The following is an 18,090-nucleotide window of genomic DNA, read 5'->3' on the forward strand; positions in this document are numbered from 1 at the left end:
TTAAAAAGCTAACAATCAACTATTATTTAGCAAGTGTTTTTTGACTAACCCTGATAATTACAAATTCTGCAGGTTTTACAGGAGCTACTCCCACTTCTATGATAAGTTGACCTACATCTCTTGTAGCAGGAGGATTGTTTTCTTCGTCTACCTTAATAAAGAATGCTTCTTCTTGAGTAGATCCATAAAGTGCTCCATCTCTCCATACTCTTGTTAAGAAAGCAGAAAGATTTCTCTTTACTTTTCCCCATAAGCTAGGATCATTTGGCTCAAACACTACCCACTGGCTTCCCTTATCAATTGACTCTTCAATATACATCATCAAACGTCTGATGTTGATATACTGCCATTCTGCATCAGAAGAAAGAGTTCTTGCTCCCCAAATGCAAATTCCTTCAGGAAGTGCTCTGATAACATTTATTCCTATTGGATTCAGAATTTCTTGTTCTCCCTTAGTAATTATTCTCTCTATGCCCACAGCAGTATCAAGATAACCATCTGATGTGCCGGCAGGAGCCTTATGAACTCCACGAGTTGAATCAACATATGCATATGTACCTATTACAGCTCCTGATGGTGGAACCAATTTTTTCTTTCCTGTTAATGGGTCATTTACAAATACCCATGGGTAGTACAATGCACCATATGATGAATTTAATGGATTAGTGCCCAAGAATTGACCTATTCCTTCTTTAAATTCCTTTACAGCTGAAGGTGTTAAACCATGTGGAGGATCTGCAACAAAGAAGCAATCTCCTCTTTGTTTACAGTAGTTAAGCATTTCAATAATAATGTCACGGCCTCCGTCTAAATCTGCAACATCAGGTGCAGCCATGATATTGATTTCATCTATAACGTCAAATGCATGAATACCTGTTTCAGTATTTAAGTAATCCTTAACTGCGGATCTTCCATCTGCACCATTCCTTAGATTAATTGCTGATTCTTCTTCAGAGTCATTGAAAACAGGAACTCTTTCCATTTCTTCTAGTGAGGTTAAGTCTCTAAGAACTTTAACTTTTACAAATGATGATACTTCATTGATTTTCTCTTCGATATTTATCATTAGTAAGCCATCGAAAATCTCAACTATTTCACCTTCAGTATCACCTGTATATTCGTCATCAAATGACTCCTTGTACTTAACTACTAACTTAAACCTCAAATCTTCTGGAGTACCAGTTGAGTTTGATGCTCTTCCGATTTCAAATGAAATTCTGTTACCCCATGCTCCCTTTGAACGTGCTGAAATTTCAAATAAGTCAACAGCGTCTTCACTATTATCCTTTACGGTATAAGTTGCTGTCTTTGCATCTTCTGGAGCAACTCTTACAACGTAGCAAGATGTGCCTCCTTCAGCGAAGAAATTGTATACTGCATATGATAGATATGCACTTGGAATGAATCCTCCAAATTCACTCACATACTGGCTCCAATTAGTAACCAATGTAGCTTTACCAACGGTACCTTTTTCAGTAAGACCAATGAAAGCACCTACTGATGTGCCTACACCAGCAATTGGTTTTACTCCACTGGATACTTCTTCTACATAAACTCCTGGTGATAAATAATTTGGCATTTCAAGCCCTCCTTGTTATAACTGTTATTTAGGATTTATATGTTACGCAAAATATAAATTTTGCGAGTAACATCACATTTGCATTGGACTTTTATTACTTTTTATTCCAAAAATCACCCCTTTCAACAGTTTTAGGTCATTAACTCAAAATCTCAGTTGTTAAAGCTGATTTTTAAAATATTTTTGATATTACAGCCAATCTAATGATATAAATATTAGATTTAAGCGGTTTATCTTAGAAACACCTAGATTTCTATACTTTTAGCATCTATTAGCATCACTATTTTGTAATAGTATTTTTATATTGAAATACATCCAAGTCTCTTTGTAATACCCTTGGAATTGTTATTACTTTTTCAGCTGGTAATCTTACAGGTGATACTAGATAAGATAAGCTTAGTTTTGCAGGCTTCCCAGGAAATACTTCCCACAGCTGCTTAATATCCTGTAAGGATAGGTTATTGTATGATATTCTGATTTTTTCATTGCCACAAGCTATTAGATTTCCCTTCAAATCATTTCCGCTTAATGTTGCATGTTCATGAAATAGTTGAAATATTCTTCCAAGAATTAGTAATTCTGTATCTCTGTCTTTTGCATACGGAGTCATCAAATAGTATAAATCCAGATAAGCTGGAGGCTCATAAAACTGGTTTGTACCCACTATTGGGTCTTTTTCACTATTTCTCATGCTTGGGTTTTCTGTAAGATAATAAAGACACATTGAAAGACATATGTTGCTTGAATCAACATCACTAGGCGAACCAAAAGTTATGTAGCTGTCATCATTTAATTCTGCAACATTTTCTTTTATAAGGGTTTTTAAGCTTGTACTAACATCTCTTATTACTGTACGAGTATCTATAGCCATTAATCTGTCACCTCAATCAATTTGTAGTATGGGTCAAAATCTGATTTAACAAAGGTTTTTCCCATCTTCTTATATTCTCGCTTTGCAGCTAACATAATATGTTTAATGCCAATGGGACATTCTTCTTTTGCTGCAAAGAAAGCAGCATTTATAGCTATATTTTTAATATTTCCACCTGCCATAATGAATTTCTCAGCAAGGAAGTCATAATCCAGTTCATTATCAACAGGTGCTCCTGATGGAAACATGCCCTTCCAAATAAGTTTTCTCTGTTCCTTCTCTGGAAATGGGAAGACTATATTAAAATGCAATCTTCGTAAAAAGGCATCATCAATATTTTGGTTCAAGTTTGTTGCAAGAATAACTATACCTGTGTACTCCTCCATTTTCTGAAGTAAATAGCTTATTTCCACATTTGCGTATCTGTCATGTGCATCCTTTACCTCAGATCTCTTTCCAAACAAAGCATCTGCCTCATCAAAAAACAGTATTGCATTGGATGTTTCTGCTTCTGCAAAAATTTCTGATAAATTCTTCTCTGTCTCACCTATATATTTACTAACTATCTGAGACACATCAATTTTATAAATTTCCAAACCTATTTCATTTGCAATTACTTCAGCAGCCATTGTCTTACCACTACCAGGAGGCCCTGAGAAAAGAACGTTAAGTCCTTTACCTAAAGCAAGTCTTTTATCAAATCCCCACTTCTCATATACAAGAGAACGGAACTTTACTTGATTACAAATTTCCTTCATTTGAGACATTTGGTCAGGTGGAAGCACTAGCATGTCCCAAGAATAAGTTTTTTTCATTTTTACTGATAAATGATTTAGTTTTCTATTTGATTGTGTATAGCAGGCATTGTTTAAATCCTCTATTGCTATTTGTCCATTGTTTTTGCCGTTCCATACTGAGTTACTTTCACCAAGTCTCAGCACTCTCTTAATCTGACCGGGCGTAAATCTGAAATTCCCAGAAAAATCTTCTATGTTAACTGATTCATCAAGCAGGTATTCCTGACTAAATTTCTCCCAATATTCTTTGCGTTGGCTTGCTTTGGGATAAGGAAAATCTACGCCCATAAAAACAACATTCTCATTTAGTATTGAAGGATTCCATTCTGTTTTCCCAAGGATAAAAGTTATAGGAACGTATTTTTCAATCATTTGTAAAAGACTTGTTATTTTCTCTTTATATCTGCCATCTTCGGTCATTACTATGTCGAAGTTATTAATACATAGTGCTGTGTTTCCTATCATTAATTGCCGCCCTAGCAATCTTAGCAATTCATCATAATATATTTCAGAAAATACCATCTTTTCTAAATCTGCAATTATCAGCGGCATTCCCATTGAGCAGCTAACAGCCTTTGCATGAGCCATTTTCCCTGCTCCATTTGGTCCATTAAAGTAGAAAATTTGCTTGCTGCCTTTTTCTTTATTTTTGCGATAATATTCTATAAAACTAACAATATTTTTCTCCAAATGGGTATTTTCATTATCTTTTCTTATATCCTCTGGTAAAATCATTTCTGCTACATTTGCTAAACGTGCATCTAACACTTGAGCATCTAGTAAGTAATTTACAACCCATTCATCCAGCTTCAAATGACGTGCTATCATTGGAATGCGTCTATCACTTATGTCTCCCTGAAGTTCCATTAAATACTTTACAAGCGGAGCTTGTTGGTCAAATACACAACGGGCGTATATTTTTTCACTCTCTGTTTTTGTAAACAGCTTTAATACAAGGTCTATGCTCGGACTTTTTACTGTTATATCATCTTGGAAATAACCAAAAATCTTCTCGTATTTTCTGTTAACTTCAGGTAATAGACAGAGTATAATGCAATTTATCTCAAAAGAGCTTAGTCCAAATAGCTTTGAAATATATGGAACTGAAAGGTGAATCCCATTGTTCAAACTAGCTTCTAGCTTTTGTGATATTACTTTATTTAACATTGCTAATTCAGCTTCTATAAGATATTTATCATATTGTTCATCACCGTTTCCAAAAAGCAAACTATATACCTCATCTATTGTCATAGCATCACTAATATATGAATTGTGATTTGTACTTTCATTCTGTGCTTCTGACAACATATATAGTTTTAGCAGCAAATCCATACGCTTAAATTCATCTGCCAAATGTTCCAAGCTGGACATATACATATCTAACATTTCACACTCTCCCAATTCCCTAATCTTGTGCTGATTGTAATTGATTCTATTACTATTTTTCGTTTTTCAATATATATGGTAATATTGGGTGGCGATTTACAACTAAGGTTTAAAAAGTTATTGATTAATTATTGTGAATTAAATGCTCGTTAACACCTATAATCAAAACCTAAACGCTTGTCGCATCAAGACGTCTATCCACACTTGTTCTTTCTAAACTTAAGCTCAGATTTGATACTTTTATCTATAACCTCAAGTAAGATAATAAGATTTTTCAGCTTGAAATCTGACGTCCAAAGGCTTTGAAAAAGTCTGCCGTATTCAGCATCACATAGCAGCTTATCCTCAGGACATGCATTTAATGCCGCTGCGTTTTGTTCCCTTACTTTTTTTAATAGTTCAATAACGCTGTTTAATTCGCTATTAATTTCTTCCATTTGTTTACCTCCTGATAAAAATAATTAAAATAACTTTAAAATGATAAGTATGAAAGCTTCATTTCCCCACTAGAAAAGCTGAGGTTATACACTTAACACGTTCAACTTTTGTTAAGGCAGAATACCTTAAAAATATTTAAATGCTTTGAACTCAAATAAAAAACACATTTAAATTTATAAAAGCACTGCTTAACATTAATTTGAAAACTTAAATTCTTATTGATTTCATTTTTTTGGATATTTAAAAACTCACTCGCATATTAAGTAAATTGGAGAGGGGAAATACAACTGGATTTTTTTGAAAAGTGATTTAGAACAACATTATTTTTTGTTACCCATTAAATAAATACACTTTGGTATTACCAAGTTTATAAAATTGAATTTAAAACCCTGTTACCCTGTCTGCTACGTTAGTCTTTTCCCTTTCCAGCGGAACTAAAATTAACTGGTGCTACCCCACTAAATTGAGCCAACTTATCTGAGTTAGGAAACCTTTCAATATTACCTATCTCTGAAATAATGCTTGCTGCTGTGATAAGGTTTATACCCGGCATGGTATGAAGCTTATAGCCTGTAAGCTGAACTTGCCTTTCCAATTTCCTGACGATATCCTCATTTTCCTGCTTCCTGAACTTTAATTCTCGCACAAGACTTCTGATAACAAGGTCACGCTCGTCTTGATAATCCTTCTCTTTAGGGCTGTTCACTTCTGACAACCTTAAAATATCCTGTACCTTTTTCTCGGTCATACCCCTATGTACCTGCCTTAATTCCTGCAGTAATCCTTCCGGCTGCGTACCTTTGAGGTGTTTGGGATGTGGGTATGTCTCCCAAAAGTACATAGCTGTCTTGGTGTCAACATCACAAAAATATTCCTTGTAGCTTGGGTAAACATATGTAAGCTGGGCATTTAGCTGATTTTTAGCAATAATAATCCCTTGTACAAGCGAATCCCTTCTTTTTACCAATTGACGGATTGTCCAAAATAAATCATCATGGCTCTCATCTGGCAGTGTGTCCAACATGTCCCTAAGTATTTTTGCTACAAAGAAAGCATCATAGGAGTCATCTTTTTTTGAAATAGGGCTACTATTGCGCATTGCATCTGTGTAAGCAGGATTTACATGCTTGACAGTATATTTATGCCCCAAAAGGTAGGAAGCAAAGTTCCGTCCAAAGCCTCTGGTATCCTCTAATCCAAATATAGGCTGTAAATCACCATACAGCTTTTTCACATCAGTCATGAATTTATCATATGCAGATGGTCTGTTGGCAAAGGTGATTTCTCCTATTTTGTTAGTCCAGCAGTCCATAACCACCGCTGTATGTGAGCAATTTCAACTGGTCCAAATTCACTTTTAAGTCTTTTAGTTGAATACCCATTCCTGCTATTGTCCGTTAATTTACAACTTGAATCATCTCTTGAATATCCAAGAGACATATCCATTTCAGCTTCAAGCATTTCTTGAAGAACATCCTTAAAAGCCTCCTTCAAAAATGACATGATATCTCCTGGATTTTTAAAATCATTCTCCTGAATTATTTCCTGAATAAAGTCTTTTGGTAAAACACTCATAAAAAAATCTCCTCTCTGTTAATACTTAAATTCTTAACCAAAGAGGAGTATTTCCCTTGATTCATACACAAAATTTTTTACAGCGTTAGTACTAAAGCATGATTGCAAGCAATCACGCCCCAAGACTTGACAAAGAGCCAAAAAAACAGCTGATAGATTTTTACGTCTATCAACTGCTTTTGTGTAAATCATATTGAATTATCACTAGTAACTTTCTCAATTAATTTTTTATTATAATTATACCTTTTGGATAATCCCAATTTAAGCTATTGATAAAAATATCAACTGCTTCCTTTGCACTAGTAACAAAGTATTTATTATCTATACGCTCGTCTTCAATTTCATTAATTATACAAAAATCTTCCAACGTGTTATATAGTTCATATATAAATTTAATCACTTTATTATCATGTATATTTAACTCATGTTTATTTACACTAAGTTCTAATCTCTGGATATTATTACCCACTAAATAAAGTGCAATATTATTAGATACATCATATCCACTTCCAATCATACTCTGAAAGTAGCTCAAATCGATAATCTCACGGAATTTTAACGATATATCATATGTAAACTCTCTTGGATTACGAGAAAATATTTCTCCACCCCATTCAGCCATTATCTCCGCAAGGTTTGTTTTACTTAAATCATTTTTTGGTATAAGAACAGAAAACATATAATCCATAATAACCTCTTTTCTAATACTTCATTATTATCGTAACTTAGTTGGTTCCCCTCGTAACCATCCACCACCATTTTCCCATTCATATGTGAATATGTGCTGATGTGGATTCGTATGATACTGTGGAGTACAATGGTCTGTCCAATGAACTTCACTCAATGGAACATTTTGTCCATTAGCGGTAGGCCAACTACCTTCTGGAAATGTAGCTGATTGTCTATAAACTTCGCCTGTTTTAGAACTTATTTTCCCTCCTAAGACTGTATGAGGACCTTGTGCGTTTGGATCTGGAAGTGGTATGTCTTGGCCATTCACTCTTTGCTTTGCTAATGGTATCGGATTACCATTAGCATCTTTTGATATGTATACGTCAGTCTGTGAGCCTCCCTTGGTAGCCTCACTTACTCCCGCATTATAGATATTCTATACTGCGGTTTAATCCTGTAAGCTCTTTTTACCACTAAAAATCACAATCTATTTAAAGCCTCTTTTTAAAGGATTTTTTACAATTTTTACAACTCTATTTTACCATAATGATAGTTCCAAACAACATCAATCTTCTAATTTTTCAAAAGGCTTGTATTCGGTCTTTGTCCGCATCATGCCATATATAATCCTTACAGCTCTTCTTGACACACAAACAAGAGCTTGAGGCTTACTTTTACCTTCTCTAAGCTTGCTTTCAAAATACTCTCTGAATACCGGATGCCTTGCTTTACCGTTAGGATTTACCTGCACCAATTATAAACTGTCAAGGAAAAATGTATAAAAAGTATTAAATAATTATGTACAACTATTCTCCTTGCTTCATATGATCCTTTAATCTGTATGACTTTCCAGATATAGATATTACATGTGCATGGTGCAATACCCTGTCAAGTATTGCATTGGCTACAACTGCGTCATAGAATACACCATCCCATTCGTTGAAATTCATGTTTGTTGTAAGAATGGTACTTTTTCTCTCATATCTCATATCTATAAGCTGAAAAAACATATTAGAATCTTCTTTATCAATGGGTAAGTAGCCAAGTTCATCAATGATAAGTAGTCTGTAATGGCAGAAGTGTCTGAGTCTTACATCAAGTCTGTTTTCCAGTTTTGCTTTCTTTAGTTGCTGCAATAAATCATGACATTTGATAAAATATGTGCTAGTACGTTTCTTTGCTGCAGCTATTCCTATTGATGTTGCCAGATGAGTCTTTCCAACACCACTTGGACCAAGAAATACTATATTCTCATTTCTTTCAAGAAAACCAAGCGTGCAAAGTTCTTGTATTTCTTGCTGATTTACTGACGGCTGAAAATTGAAATCATAATCTTTCAATTCCTTTACAAAAGGAAATGCTGCTGCTTTAATCATAGATCTAGATGCTTTGGCCTCCTTAAAATCAACTTCGTAATTACTAAGTCTCAGTAGTCCTTCTGTAAACGAAAGATTGTTGGATGTCACAAAATTAGATATTTCATCAAGATGAATTACCATTTGCCCAAGACCAAGAATTTCCATGTTCCGGCATAGCTGGTTGTATGTACTGTTATTCATAACTATATACTTCTCCTATAACCTGTAAGTTTTCTTTTGCCCGCTCATTTATATTTTCTTCCTTAAATGCATGCGATTTTCTTGCTATAGCAGTATAGTGTTCTGTAAAATAATTTAGTTTCTTTTTACTAAGGGTATGGATAGTTATTAATTCCATGTTATAATAAACATGTATGTAACCATCATACACTTGTAAAGTAAGAGTTTTTCCAATGTATTCTGGTGGTACAGAATACTGGCATTCATTATGGTTGAACATGCTGGATGAATTTACTTTTACTTTATGTGGAGTTATTTGATAAGGCTTTCTTATGGTATCGGCTGGTAAGCTTCCTAAGAAAGCTTTTTCCTTGTTGAAATACATTAATGGAATACGACCTGTACCTTGATTTACCTGCATGTTTACTCTGTTATTTATTCGTGTGACCAACTCATTAAGTTCCTTGTAATCAAGTTTTCCATTGTAGGCTCTTATCTCATCAAGTAGTTTCATTGGTGCTTCTACTTTGGCTTTTGTTCTTGGTCTTCCTGCAATACAAGGGTGCACCTTAAAACCATAATCATCCGCAAACTGCTTAAATTTTATATTTATTTTCCCTTCTGTATACTCTGTTCTTGGCTCATCCATAACTGTTTTCATATTATCGGTGACAATCTCACTTGGAACACCTCCAAACGTGTTAAACGCATCATCAAGGAATGAAAATAATATGTCCTGTGTTTTTGATAGAGATACCCTGTATACTCTAAAACGTGAGTATGACAGCAATAATACAAATATGTTTACTTCTATTATTTCACCTGTTGAAAGAGTAAATCGTATAGACTCTTTCCAGTCTAGTTGTGCTTGTTGACCCATTCCTGTTTCATAACGTATGGTTACGTTATTTGCGTTTGAAGGTCTGCTTTTTTTGAAATATGAGTCTAGTTCAGGATATTTTCTTAGATAGTAGCAGAAATTCACATAAGACCCTTCATAAGAATGATTGTCTACTAGGTATTGCCATAAAACTCTTCTGTAATAAAATATCTGCTGGCTGTTATCAGATAGAAGCTCTGCGATAATGTCATAGTAAGCAGTGATACAATTCACGCATTCTCTGGATTTGGCCTTATGAAAGCCATTAATGTATTTATCAACTGTACGCCTATCGACATCAAGTTCCCTTGCGATCTGGCTTTTATTAACCTTCAATGTTGTGTCCTCCATAAATGGTTTTAACTTATAAAGATCCTTGACAGTTTGAATATTTAAATCTGTTATGATACTACTTTTGATAATCATTAGGGTACCTCCTTTTGTACCCTGTAATCATACCATTTGTACATTTTTATTTAATATTATTTGTACATTATTAATTATAACTTTATACCAATTGGATTGCAAGGAAATGAAATATAGCATTTAAAACCCTGTTCCCCTGTCTGCTGCGTTGGTCTTTGCCCTTTCCGGCAGAACTGAAATTAACTGGAGCTACCCCGCTAAATTGAGCTAGCTTGTTAGAGTTAGGAAACCTTTCAATATTACCTATCTCTGAAATAATGCTTGCTGCTGTGATAAGGTTTATACCCGGCATTGTGTGAAGCTTATAGCCTGTAAGCTGAATCAGCCTTTCCAATTCTCTGTCGATATCCTCATTTTCCTGCTTTCTGAACTTTAATTCCCGCACAAGGCTCTTGATAACAAGGTCACGCTCGTCTTGATAATCCTTCTCCTTTGGGCTGTTCTCTTCTGATAATGTCAATATTTGATTCACTTTCTTTACAGTTGTACCCCTATGCACCTTCCTCAATTCTTCCAAAAGAGCTTCTGGTTGAACGCCTTTGAGGTATTTGGGGTGTGGATATGTTTCCCAAAAGTACATCGCTGTTTTGGTATCAACATCACAGAAATATTCCTTGTAGCTTGGGTAAACATATGTAAGCTGGGCATTTAGCTGATTTTTAGCAATAATAATTCCTTGTACAATCGAATCCCTGCGTTTTACCAATTGACGGATTGTCCAGAATAAATCATCATGGCTCTCATCTGGCAGTGTGTCCAACATATCCCTAAGTATCTTTGCTACACAGAAAGCATCATAGGAATCATCCTTTTTGGACATGGGGGCACTTGAACGCATTGCATCTGTATAAGCAGGATTTATATGCTTGACAGTGTATTTATGCCCCAAAAGGTAGGAAGCAAAGTTCCTTCCAAAGCCTCTAGTGTCTTCTAAGCCGAATATCGGCTGTAAATTACCATACAGCTTTTTCACATCAGTTATGAATTTATCATATGCCGATGGTCTGTTTGCAAAGGTGATTTCACCTATTTTATTTGTCCAGCAGTCCATAACTACCGCTGTATGTGTGTCTTTATGCATATCAATACCTATAAAAGCCATCTTGCGTTTTTGATAGATAATATCTCCTCCATTTCGTTGTTTGTCTCCATAAAATCTGCCGGCAACCGCACTTTATGAGCGTTAGATTCGATTAGGACATATCCTGTAAAGATGTGTCTCTTGACCTTAATCCTCGCAAGGGAGTTTTAGCCTATCCATTTTTCATGTGACTGATTACGTGATTTCAGGCTCACGAGCCTTTATACTGTTCTTCATTACGTGAATTATTTACTATTTGTAAAAACACTTACAAAAGTACAAATTTCAATTGTGTGTGATGTTACCTCTGGTGAGAAGTGATTGCAAGTAGATTCTGAGAAAAAGACAAAACAAAAAACAGAGAAGAAAAACATTATCGTTTTAATCTTTTCTGCCTAATATTTATTTTGATATGCTGTTTTTTGCTAAGATTTTTGGGAAGTAATTTTCCCCCTTAAACCCCCGGCTGTGTCCCAGTTTATCATGAGTTAAAAAGCCGGTCAAGGAGGGGTTCACCATGAACTGTGGGGCTTTGTTAGGTGTAGCTATGCCTCCGCCGAGTAAATTGATTTTTGCTGCGTCTTTTTTGCTTGCGAAATGCTTACCCCTGTGTGGCGACGTGTTACCTCTGTTTCCGATTTTCTAGTAGCTGTAGGGTACAAATACCCTTGCCAAGACTAAAAACAAATTTGAGGGCAAATCGATCACTGTTCCTTTCGGCACTTTTCCGAACAAATTGTGCTGAACCCCCATATTGATTCTGGTGCGGGATAAAGGCACGTGGTCGCAAGCGACCCGTGCCGAAGCACAACCGCCGGCAGTGCCGACGGTTTAATTGTTTTTGCATAGGTGGTCGGAATGACCGCAAGTGTGTCAATTAGGTGGTCAGAATAGCCTACAAAGGCTGTATTTAGGCATTTGGAGAGAGTGCTATTGGTACTCTTTCAATTACATTCAAGCGCCAAATTCCAGTAAATTTCATCTGTAAAAGTTCACATCATTTTAGCAAATACATTATGGATCTTGAACCTTCGCAAGCATACGTAATTTTTATTTTCAATTTTAAGGTATATATAGCCTCAAAGTTAAACCTTTTCGGTTAATATTCTTCAGCCCATATAAGCAAAAGAGAGCAGTTACCTCTATTGAGATAACCGCCTTTGTGTGAAGTTGTGATGAAATGCTTACACCTACCATATGTTTGCATGAATATGCTTTATATGTCCTGTGATATATCGGTTTTCGCATTTTTCAAATATTCTTCTAAAAATTCTTTGTCATCTTCATCCTCAGGAGTTAAACCAAGATACTTATATTTCCATATTATAAGTCTTTCATGATCATCCGCCTCAGTTAAATCCTCATAGTCATAGTCAATTTTAAATTTTCCTGTACTCTCCAGAATCATTGTTAAACTTGTCCATACTTGTTCACCATTATTATTAAATACTTCCCACAGTTCTTGAAGAGAATTTAGAAACTCTTCTCTCTGTTCTCCATATTTTCCCTTAGGTACACCAAATAGTTTTGGAATATAATAGCTGTAAATTGGCTGATTTCTATCTTTAGTAAGATAATAGAAAAAACCTTTTTGAACATCTTCCAATATCTCACCATAGATAAATACTTTTGTCCATTCTTCTGGAATCATTTGCACAACCTTTTGAGCTACCTTACCAAATATTCTCTCCATTTCGACCGTTTCCATTTATTTTCCCCCTTTTTTATTTAAAAATGTTACTTCAATAGGGTCACCCTTACCAATCTGATAAACTATATTAAATTTAGCAGGGCGTTGAGAATCTCCTTTATATACTACTTCAATATCTAGTTTTACGGGTTTCGGGTTGATCTTCTTTTTACCATCCTTGCCTTTTAAAGCATTAGCCCACATATTTTCGAGTTTTTTCCATTCGCCTTTGTTCAAATTTCCATCCATAGCTACTAGATTATCCAAACCACCTGAGCCTTTAAATATACTTGCTATTAAATGACCACCATCATCTTCAGATAACCTATCTTCCCTGCCTACCGTTTTTTGAGCATATTCATTTCTTTCGGCTAAACCTAACTGCAATACTCCTTCTACACTTCTGATACGACCTTTTTCATCAGTAGAATATGAGTATCCTTCATTGGTAGTATAAGTTACGTTGGGTTTTAAAACTGTTTTCCTTCCATCTTTAGTAAGATGCTCTCCATACTTTACCTCTCTAGCTTCACTTACTCCCGCAGTCTTTAGCGTTCCCTCAGGATTCGATTTTTTAATTGCTGCTATTATTTCATTTTCTTTTTTAATGGTGTCATTTGGCTTATCTGCAATATTGTCAGGATTATCATTCTTTATTGATTCTACTTTATCTTTAGCGATATTGTCAAGTTTTACCTTATCTTCTACAGGTCCTTCTTCACTCGCCATCATTACAACATTCTTATTCTTGCCTCTTTCAACCCACAACTCATGGTCTTCATTGCCTAGCTTGAACTTGACTTTTGGTGTAAGCATTTGCTTGAGTTTGCCTGCCGCACCAGCCACAGCTTCCTTACCTTTATCAACTGCAGCCTTCGCAAACTCCTTGCCCTTGTTTTTCAGATTTTGTTCTCCTAATGATACCAATCTTGTATGTATTCCGGATTTTAGAGTGCCGAAGAAGTCTCCGCCACCGCCTTTTCCTCCGCCGTCTTTACCGCCAGCTTTACCTCCAGCTTGGCCTCCGCCTTTACTTCCGCCTCCAATAAAGCCTGCTATAAGTTTCTCGCCACTGCCAAATGCTGACATAGCTTTCTGCTCTGCATCATCCACAATACCTGTTACTCCTGAAGTAACATCATCTATGGCACCGCTCACCTTATTTATAGGCTCTTGTAATGGTGACGCTATAGACTGTATAGGACCTGATTCAGCTATTTTATTAAGTAAAGCATCTGCAAACGGTATAGTCTGACGTATCAGTTCTACAAGAGATTTTCCAGCAACTGCTTCTATCAGTTTAAATAATGCTTTTAAGAGAGCTGAAGGTGGATTCATTATTATGAAGTTCAGTACCATGTCAACACCCTTATTGATTATCAATTTGAGCAACTCTGCTGGCTTTCCAAGGATTGCTACCTTTTCCTTAATACTTCCCGCAACTGAAGTTATCTTTGTCTTTATACCGCCAAAGAAATTACCGGCTGCTTCTTTAAGTTTTTCTACTCCTTCACTTAATGCCTGTGCAGGATTTTGAGCTACCTCAATAACCTTTACAACTCCGGCATATACCATGCTGAATGGATCAAACCACTTTTTATTAGTGATATTAATTGCTGGGAGTACTTTATTTATTGCACCTGCAACTTTTCCATACACTCCCTTAATTTTATTAAATACCATTGTAAGAGTATTCAGGATTTTTACTAATCCCTTTTCTGCGCCACTACTTGCAGGTTCGGCTCCTTCTTTTTCCTCCTTCTCGCCTTCTGCTCCTGGTAATGCTTTAAGTTCTCCAAAGAGTCCTTTTACAAGGAAATCTGCTAATCCAGACGGACTAAGCATTTCTTTTATATCACTAAGCTTGATACTTCTAATTGTATTTACAAATCCTATAATAGACTTAGCTTTACTAATAAGTCCTGGAAGTGTAGTAGCAAGCCACTTAGCAATTTGTACCAAAACGCTTCCTCCACCAGTTGCAAATGCCAATGCAAGTTCTGCTGCTATCTGTGCAGCTTCTAGTGCAACTTTTAGCATCTCCATAAAGTCCATACTCAGGAACTTCTTCAAACCATCCATAATTCCGTTATACAGCTTTTCTAAGCCTGCAAATAAGTTGTCAAGTCCTTTTGCCATTGTATCTAAAACAAAAGTTACTGCTTTTTTCAAACCTTCTGCTATTTTATTTACAGCTTCTACAGCGGCATTAACTGCTTTATCGATTAATGCACATATTTTCTCAGCTATAGCAGGGAATTTTTCTAATAGCTTATTAACAAGCTTTTTAAGGATCTCTCCTAATCCTTTTATACAATCAACTATCAATTTACGTCCTGCTTCAATTAAATCTAGAGCTGCCTTTTTAGCTTTTTCAAATATAGTTTTTACTGCGCTTCTGAGTGCATTAAATATACCACTAATTGCTTTTTTAACACCATCTACTACTTTTTGAGCTTTATCTTTAACCCAGTCCCAAGCTTGTCCTAACCAACTTTTTTTCTCTTTCTCTCCTTCTTTTTCTTTCTCATCTGCCTCTTTCTTTGCTGTATCACATTCCTTTTCTGCATCAGCTTCGGCAGTTTTAAGAGTTGATTTTACTTCGTTGTCCTTTTCTTCCTTTATATCTCCTACTTCTTTTTTCTTACCTTCCACTTCAGCATTTGCTTCAGTATCATATTCTGCAGTAGCTTGATCAATTTCTCCTTGCCATTGTTCTCTATAGCCTTCTACATCCGCTTTTGCTTTTTCCTGCTCCATTAGCTGCTTTTCTTTGGCTTCTGCCTTGTGGCTCTCTATTTTCTCATCTGCTGCTGCTTTTTCAGCCATTACACCTGCATCATATTCAGCTTTTCCTTTTTCATATTCACTGTTTTGCTGGCTCATGTAAGCTTGCAGTGTATCATTTAAAGAAGGATCTACTCTTGAAGCTACCTCAGGATTTATTGGTTCCATTTTCTTTATATCAAATTTTTTCGGTGCTGCAGCACGTATTGTTTCTTTTGCTTTCAATATAGTATTATCAATTAATGGTGCTATATTGTTTTCTCCAAAATCTCTTTTAATTTGACTTACTTCAGCCTGTTTGGAATTCTCAACACTTTGAGAAGCTTCTGACTCAAAGCCATCTATTTGTGATGGGTCTGCTTCTCCTGTCATACCAATTTCAGGAGGATTCTTAGTGCAAGCCTTTGCCTCCCTCATTACATCATCAGCGTCAAGGTCTTCTGATTCAGGCAAATTAAAGTCCTGAATATTTCCTTCCTGTGCTTTTCCACCTGTTTTTGCAGACTTAAAGGCATCTATAGCCTTATGTGTTATTGAATTCTGCTTTTTATCTGTATTACCCTGTTTATCTACAGGTTCTAATCCTGTAGGTGTCGGTATTTCAGGTAATAACTTCTGAGCTTTATCTTTTTCCTTATCAAAGGCTCCTTGTGAAGCAGCATTTGCCTCAGAGAAGGTATTTATAACCTGAGTTGCATCTGCACTACCTAACTTACTCAATATTTCTCCAGGATTCTCACCAGTTATTTTAGGTGCAGGCTTTACTTCTCTTTTGGGTTTAAGACTATCATTAATTTTTTGAGCGCTTGGGCCTTGTGCTCCTCCTTCTCCTTTTCCAAGAGCAGAGCCTCCCTCTGACTTTGAAGAATCAGCTTTATTGCCTTCTTTGTTTTTCTCCTTATTAGTTTGATTTTTTGAAGATGGCTCCTCAGTTGCTTTTGAAGATGTTTCTGCGGCTGGCTTCTGTGCTTTTTGTTCAGCTTTCTTGTCAGCTGTAGGTAACACTGTTTCTAGCGCTGATTTCTCAGTGGCTTTTTCCTTTCGTTCCTCTTTTGGTTCTGCCTGCGCCGATACATTTCCTACTGTCCCTACTGCTTTTTGTTTTTTTTGTGCTACTGCATTGTTAACAGCTTGGGCTGCTGACTTTTGTGCTGTATTCGGTGTTGCCTGAACTGCTGACTGAGCCGCTGTTATAGGTGCTGCAGGAGCTGTCGTCTTTGCTGCTGGCTGAGCCACTGTATTCGCTGCTGCTGGAGCTGCCGTCTTTGCTGCTGGCTGGGCCGCTGTATTCGCTGCTGCTGGGGCTACCGTCTTTGCTGCTGGCTGGGCCGCTGCATTCGCTGCTGCTGGGGCTACCGTCTTTGCTGCTGGCTGAGCCGCTGTATTCGCTGCTGCAGGAGCTGTCGTCTTTGCTGCTGGCTGGGCCGCTGTTATAGGTGCTGCAGGAGCTGCCGTCTTTGCTGCTGGCTGAGCCGCTGTTTTCGCTGCTGCAGGAGCTGTCGTCTTTGCTGCTGGCTGAGCTGCTGTATTCGCTGCTGCAGAAGCTGTCGTCTTTGCTGCTGGCTGAGCTGCGGTTTTCGCTGCTGCAGGGGCTGCTGTCTTTGCTGCTGGCTGAGCCGCTGTTTTCGCTGCTGCTGGGGCTGCTGTCTTTGTCGCCGATTGGGTAGCTGTCTTTTGTTCAGCCTGAGCGTCTGTCTTTGCAGTTGACTGAGCTGCAGTCTTTTGCTCAGCTACAGGCTCATTCTTTTTAGTTTTTGCAGTATCTATAATAGTCTTTGTTAAGCTATTTGCTGTTGATACTTTATCTGTTTGCATTTCATTTTTACTATCTACTTCATTTTTAGCCGATTTTGCTATGTCTACTTTCTGCTTAAGATTATCTGCTGCAGAATTTGCTTCTGCCCCCTTATTCTCACCATTTCTAGCCATTTTACGGCGTTTTCCTTCTTCCAGAAGTCTGACTGTCTGTCCATATCCCATTGCACTTTGGAATGCAATAAATTCATCACGTGTAACAGAATCTGGATCAGTTAGACATATTTCTATCATTTTTCTATATTCAGTTGTTCTAACTGTACTATTTTTTGTGGTGGGCTTTTGAGATGCAGGAACATTTTTAAGGTTATTGCTAACTCTTCCCGATGACTGCTCTGACTTTTGATCTGCCGATTTTTGTGTCTGCATTTTTGCTATCACTCCCCTGAAATCTACTCTAACTATTAGTAAATTTCATAGGGTAAAATACTACCATATCAAATTTTAGAGTTCATTTAATGTTTTTTCACACTATGAACCATGAAGTGTGAATGTGGAAAGAAAATTTAAACATTGATAAACTTAAAATCTACAATTTTAATGGTAAATTTTAGT

12 protein-coding genes and 2 pseudogenes are annotated in these 18,090 nt (G+C 36.5%); all 14 read right to left on the reverse strand.

Features of this window, described 5'->3' with window-relative positions; all coding sequences use genetic code 11:
- Positions 1 to 22: 22 nt before the first annotated feature.
- Positions 23 to 1,579, reverse strand: a complete 1,557-nt coding sequence (locus tag EHE19_RS12990; RefSeq protein ID WP_137697818.1) for a phage tail sheath family protein — start codon at positions 1,577 to 1,579, stop codon at positions 23 to 25.
- A 280-nt stretch (positions 1,580 to 1,859) separates the two neighbouring features.
- Positions 1,860 to 2,450 carry a Pvc16 family protein gene (locus EHE19_RS12995; protein WP_137697817.1) on the reverse strand — a complete coding sequence of 197 codons (591 nt, stop codon included), beginning with the start codon at positions 2,448 to 2,450 and terminating at the stop codon, positions 1,860 to 1,862.
- Positions 2,450 to 4,633 carry an AAA family ATPase gene (locus tag EHE19_RS13000; RefSeq protein WP_137697816.1) on the reverse strand — a complete coding sequence of 728 codons (2,184 nt, stop codon included), beginning with the start codon at positions 4,631 to 4,633 and terminating at the stop codon, positions 2,450 to 2,452. Before EHE19_RS13000 ends, EHE19_RS12995 begins: the two co-directional genes overlap by 1 nt.
- A gap of 194 nt (positions 4,634 to 4,827) precedes the next feature.
- Positions 4,828 to 5,070: a hypothetical protein gene (locus EHE19_RS13005; RefSeq protein ID WP_137697815.1), complete on the reverse strand. Its 243-nt coding sequence runs from the start codon at positions 5,068 to 5,070 to the stop codon at positions 4,828 to 4,830.
- A 410-nt stretch (positions 5,071 to 5,480) separates the two neighbouring features.
- The gene (locus EHE19_RS13010; RefSeq protein ID WP_244648236.1) at positions 5,481 to 6,383 is read right to left on the reverse strand and encodes an IS110 family transposase; all 903 of its coding nucleotides are present in this window, start codon (positions 6,381 to 6,383) and stop codon (positions 5,481 to 5,483) included.
- A gap of 20 nt (positions 6,384 to 6,403) precedes the next feature.
- A pseudogene (locus tag EHE19_RS13015) lies at positions 6,404 to 6,646 on the reverse strand (transposase); the annotation flags it as partial.
- Between the two features lie 220 nt (positions 6,647 to 6,866).
- Positions 6,867 to 7,334, reverse strand: coding sequence for a hypothetical protein (locus EHE19_RS13020; RefSeq protein WP_137697813.1), 468 nt, complete (start codon positions 7,332 to 7,334; stop codon positions 6,867 to 6,869).
- A gap of 27 nt (positions 7,335 to 7,361) precedes the next feature.
- On the reverse strand, positions 7,362 to 7,646 hold the full coding sequence (locus EHE19_RS13025) for a hypothetical protein (protein ID WP_137697812.1): 285 nt from the start codon (positions 7,644 to 7,646) through the stop codon (positions 7,362 to 7,364).
- 237 nt (positions 7,647 to 7,883) lie between these two features.
- A pseudogene (locus EHE19_RS13030) lies at positions 7,884 to 8,063 on the reverse strand (IS110 family transposase); the annotation flags it as partial.
- 61 nt (positions 8,064 to 8,124) lie between these two features.
- A complete protein-coding gene (istB, locus tag EHE19_RS13035; protein ID WP_190530271.1) occupies positions 8,125 to 8,877 on the reverse strand; it encodes an IS21-like element helper ATPase IstB in 753 nt (250 codons plus the stop codon).
- Positions 8,870 to 10,162: an IS21 family transposase gene (istA, locus tag EHE19_RS13040; protein WP_190530273.1), complete on the reverse strand. Its 1,293-nt coding sequence runs from the start codon at positions 10,160 to 10,162 to the stop codon at positions 8,870 to 8,872. Before istA ends, istB begins: the two co-directional genes overlap by 8 nt.
- 82 nt (positions 10,163 to 10,244) lie before the next feature.
- A complete protein-coding gene (locus tag EHE19_RS13045) occupies positions 10,245 to 11,264 on the reverse strand; it encodes an IS110 family RNA-guided transposase (RefSeq protein WP_137698291.1) in 1,020 nt (339 codons plus the stop codon).
- A 1,195-nt stretch (positions 11,265 to 12,459) separates the two neighbouring features.
- A complete protein-coding gene (locus EHE19_RS13050; RefSeq protein WP_137698292.1) occupies positions 12,460 to 12,951 on the reverse strand; it encodes an immunity protein YezG family protein in 492 nt (163 codons plus the stop codon).
- Positions 12,952 to 17,904 (reverse strand): DNA/RNA non-specific endonuclease, encoded by a 4,953-nt coding sequence (locus EHE19_RS19800; protein ID WP_244648238.1) that lies wholly within the window; start codon positions 17,902 to 17,904, stop codon positions 12,952 to 12,954.
- Positions 17,905 to 18,090 lie beyond the last annotated feature (186 nt).

The organism is Ruminiclostridium herbifermentans (genome assembly GCF_005473905.2).
In the GTDB taxonomy this organism is placed as follows: domain Bacteria; phylum Bacillota; class Clostridia; order Acetivibrionales; family DSM-1351; genus Ruminiclostridium; species Ruminiclostridium herbifermentans.

Bases quoted from the DNA above. Each gene is read 5' to 3' on its own strand.
- EHE19_RS19800 (WP_244648238.1), bottom strand. From the start codon at position 17,904: ATGCAGACACAAAAATCGGCAGATCAAAAGTCAGAGCAGTCATCGGGA.
- EHE19_RS13020 (WP_137697813.1), bottom strand. From the start codon at position 7,334: ATGGATTATATGTTTTCTGTTCTTATACCAAAAAATGATTTAAGTAAA.
- EHE19_RS13050 (WP_137698292.1), bottom strand. From the start codon at position 12,951: ATGGAAACGGTCGAAATGGAGAGAATATTTGGTAAGGTAGCTCAAAAG.
- EHE19_RS13045 (WP_137698291.1), bottom strand. From the start codon at position 11,264: ATGGCTTTTATAGGTATTGATATGCATAAAGACACACATACAGCGGTA.
- EHE19_RS13010 (WP_244648236.1), bottom strand. From the start codon at position 6,383: ATGGACTGCTGGACTAACAAAATAGGAGAAATCACCTTTGCCAACAGA.
- EHE19_RS12995 (WP_137697817.1), bottom strand. From the start codon at position 2,450: ATGGCTATAGATACTCGTACAGTAATAAGAGATGTTAGTACAAGCTTA.
- EHE19_RS13005 (WP_137697815.1), bottom strand. From the start codon at position 5,070: ATGGAAGAAATTAATAGCGAATTAAACAGCGTTATTGAACTATTAAAA.
- istA (WP_190530273.1), bottom strand. From the start codon at position 10,162: ATGATTATCAAAAGTAGTATCATAACAGATTTAAATATTCAAACTGTC.
- istB (WP_190530271.1), bottom strand. From the start codon at position 8,877: ATGAATAACAGTACATACAACCAGCTATGCCGGAACATGGAAATTCTT.
- EHE19_RS13000 (WP_137697816.1), bottom strand. From the start codon at position 4,633: ATGTTAGATATGTATATGTCCAGCTTGGAACATTTGGCAGATGAATTT.
- EHE19_RS12990 (WP_137697818.1), bottom strand. From the start codon at position 1,579: ATGCCAAATTATTTATCACCAGGAGTTTATGTAGAAGAAGTATCCAGT.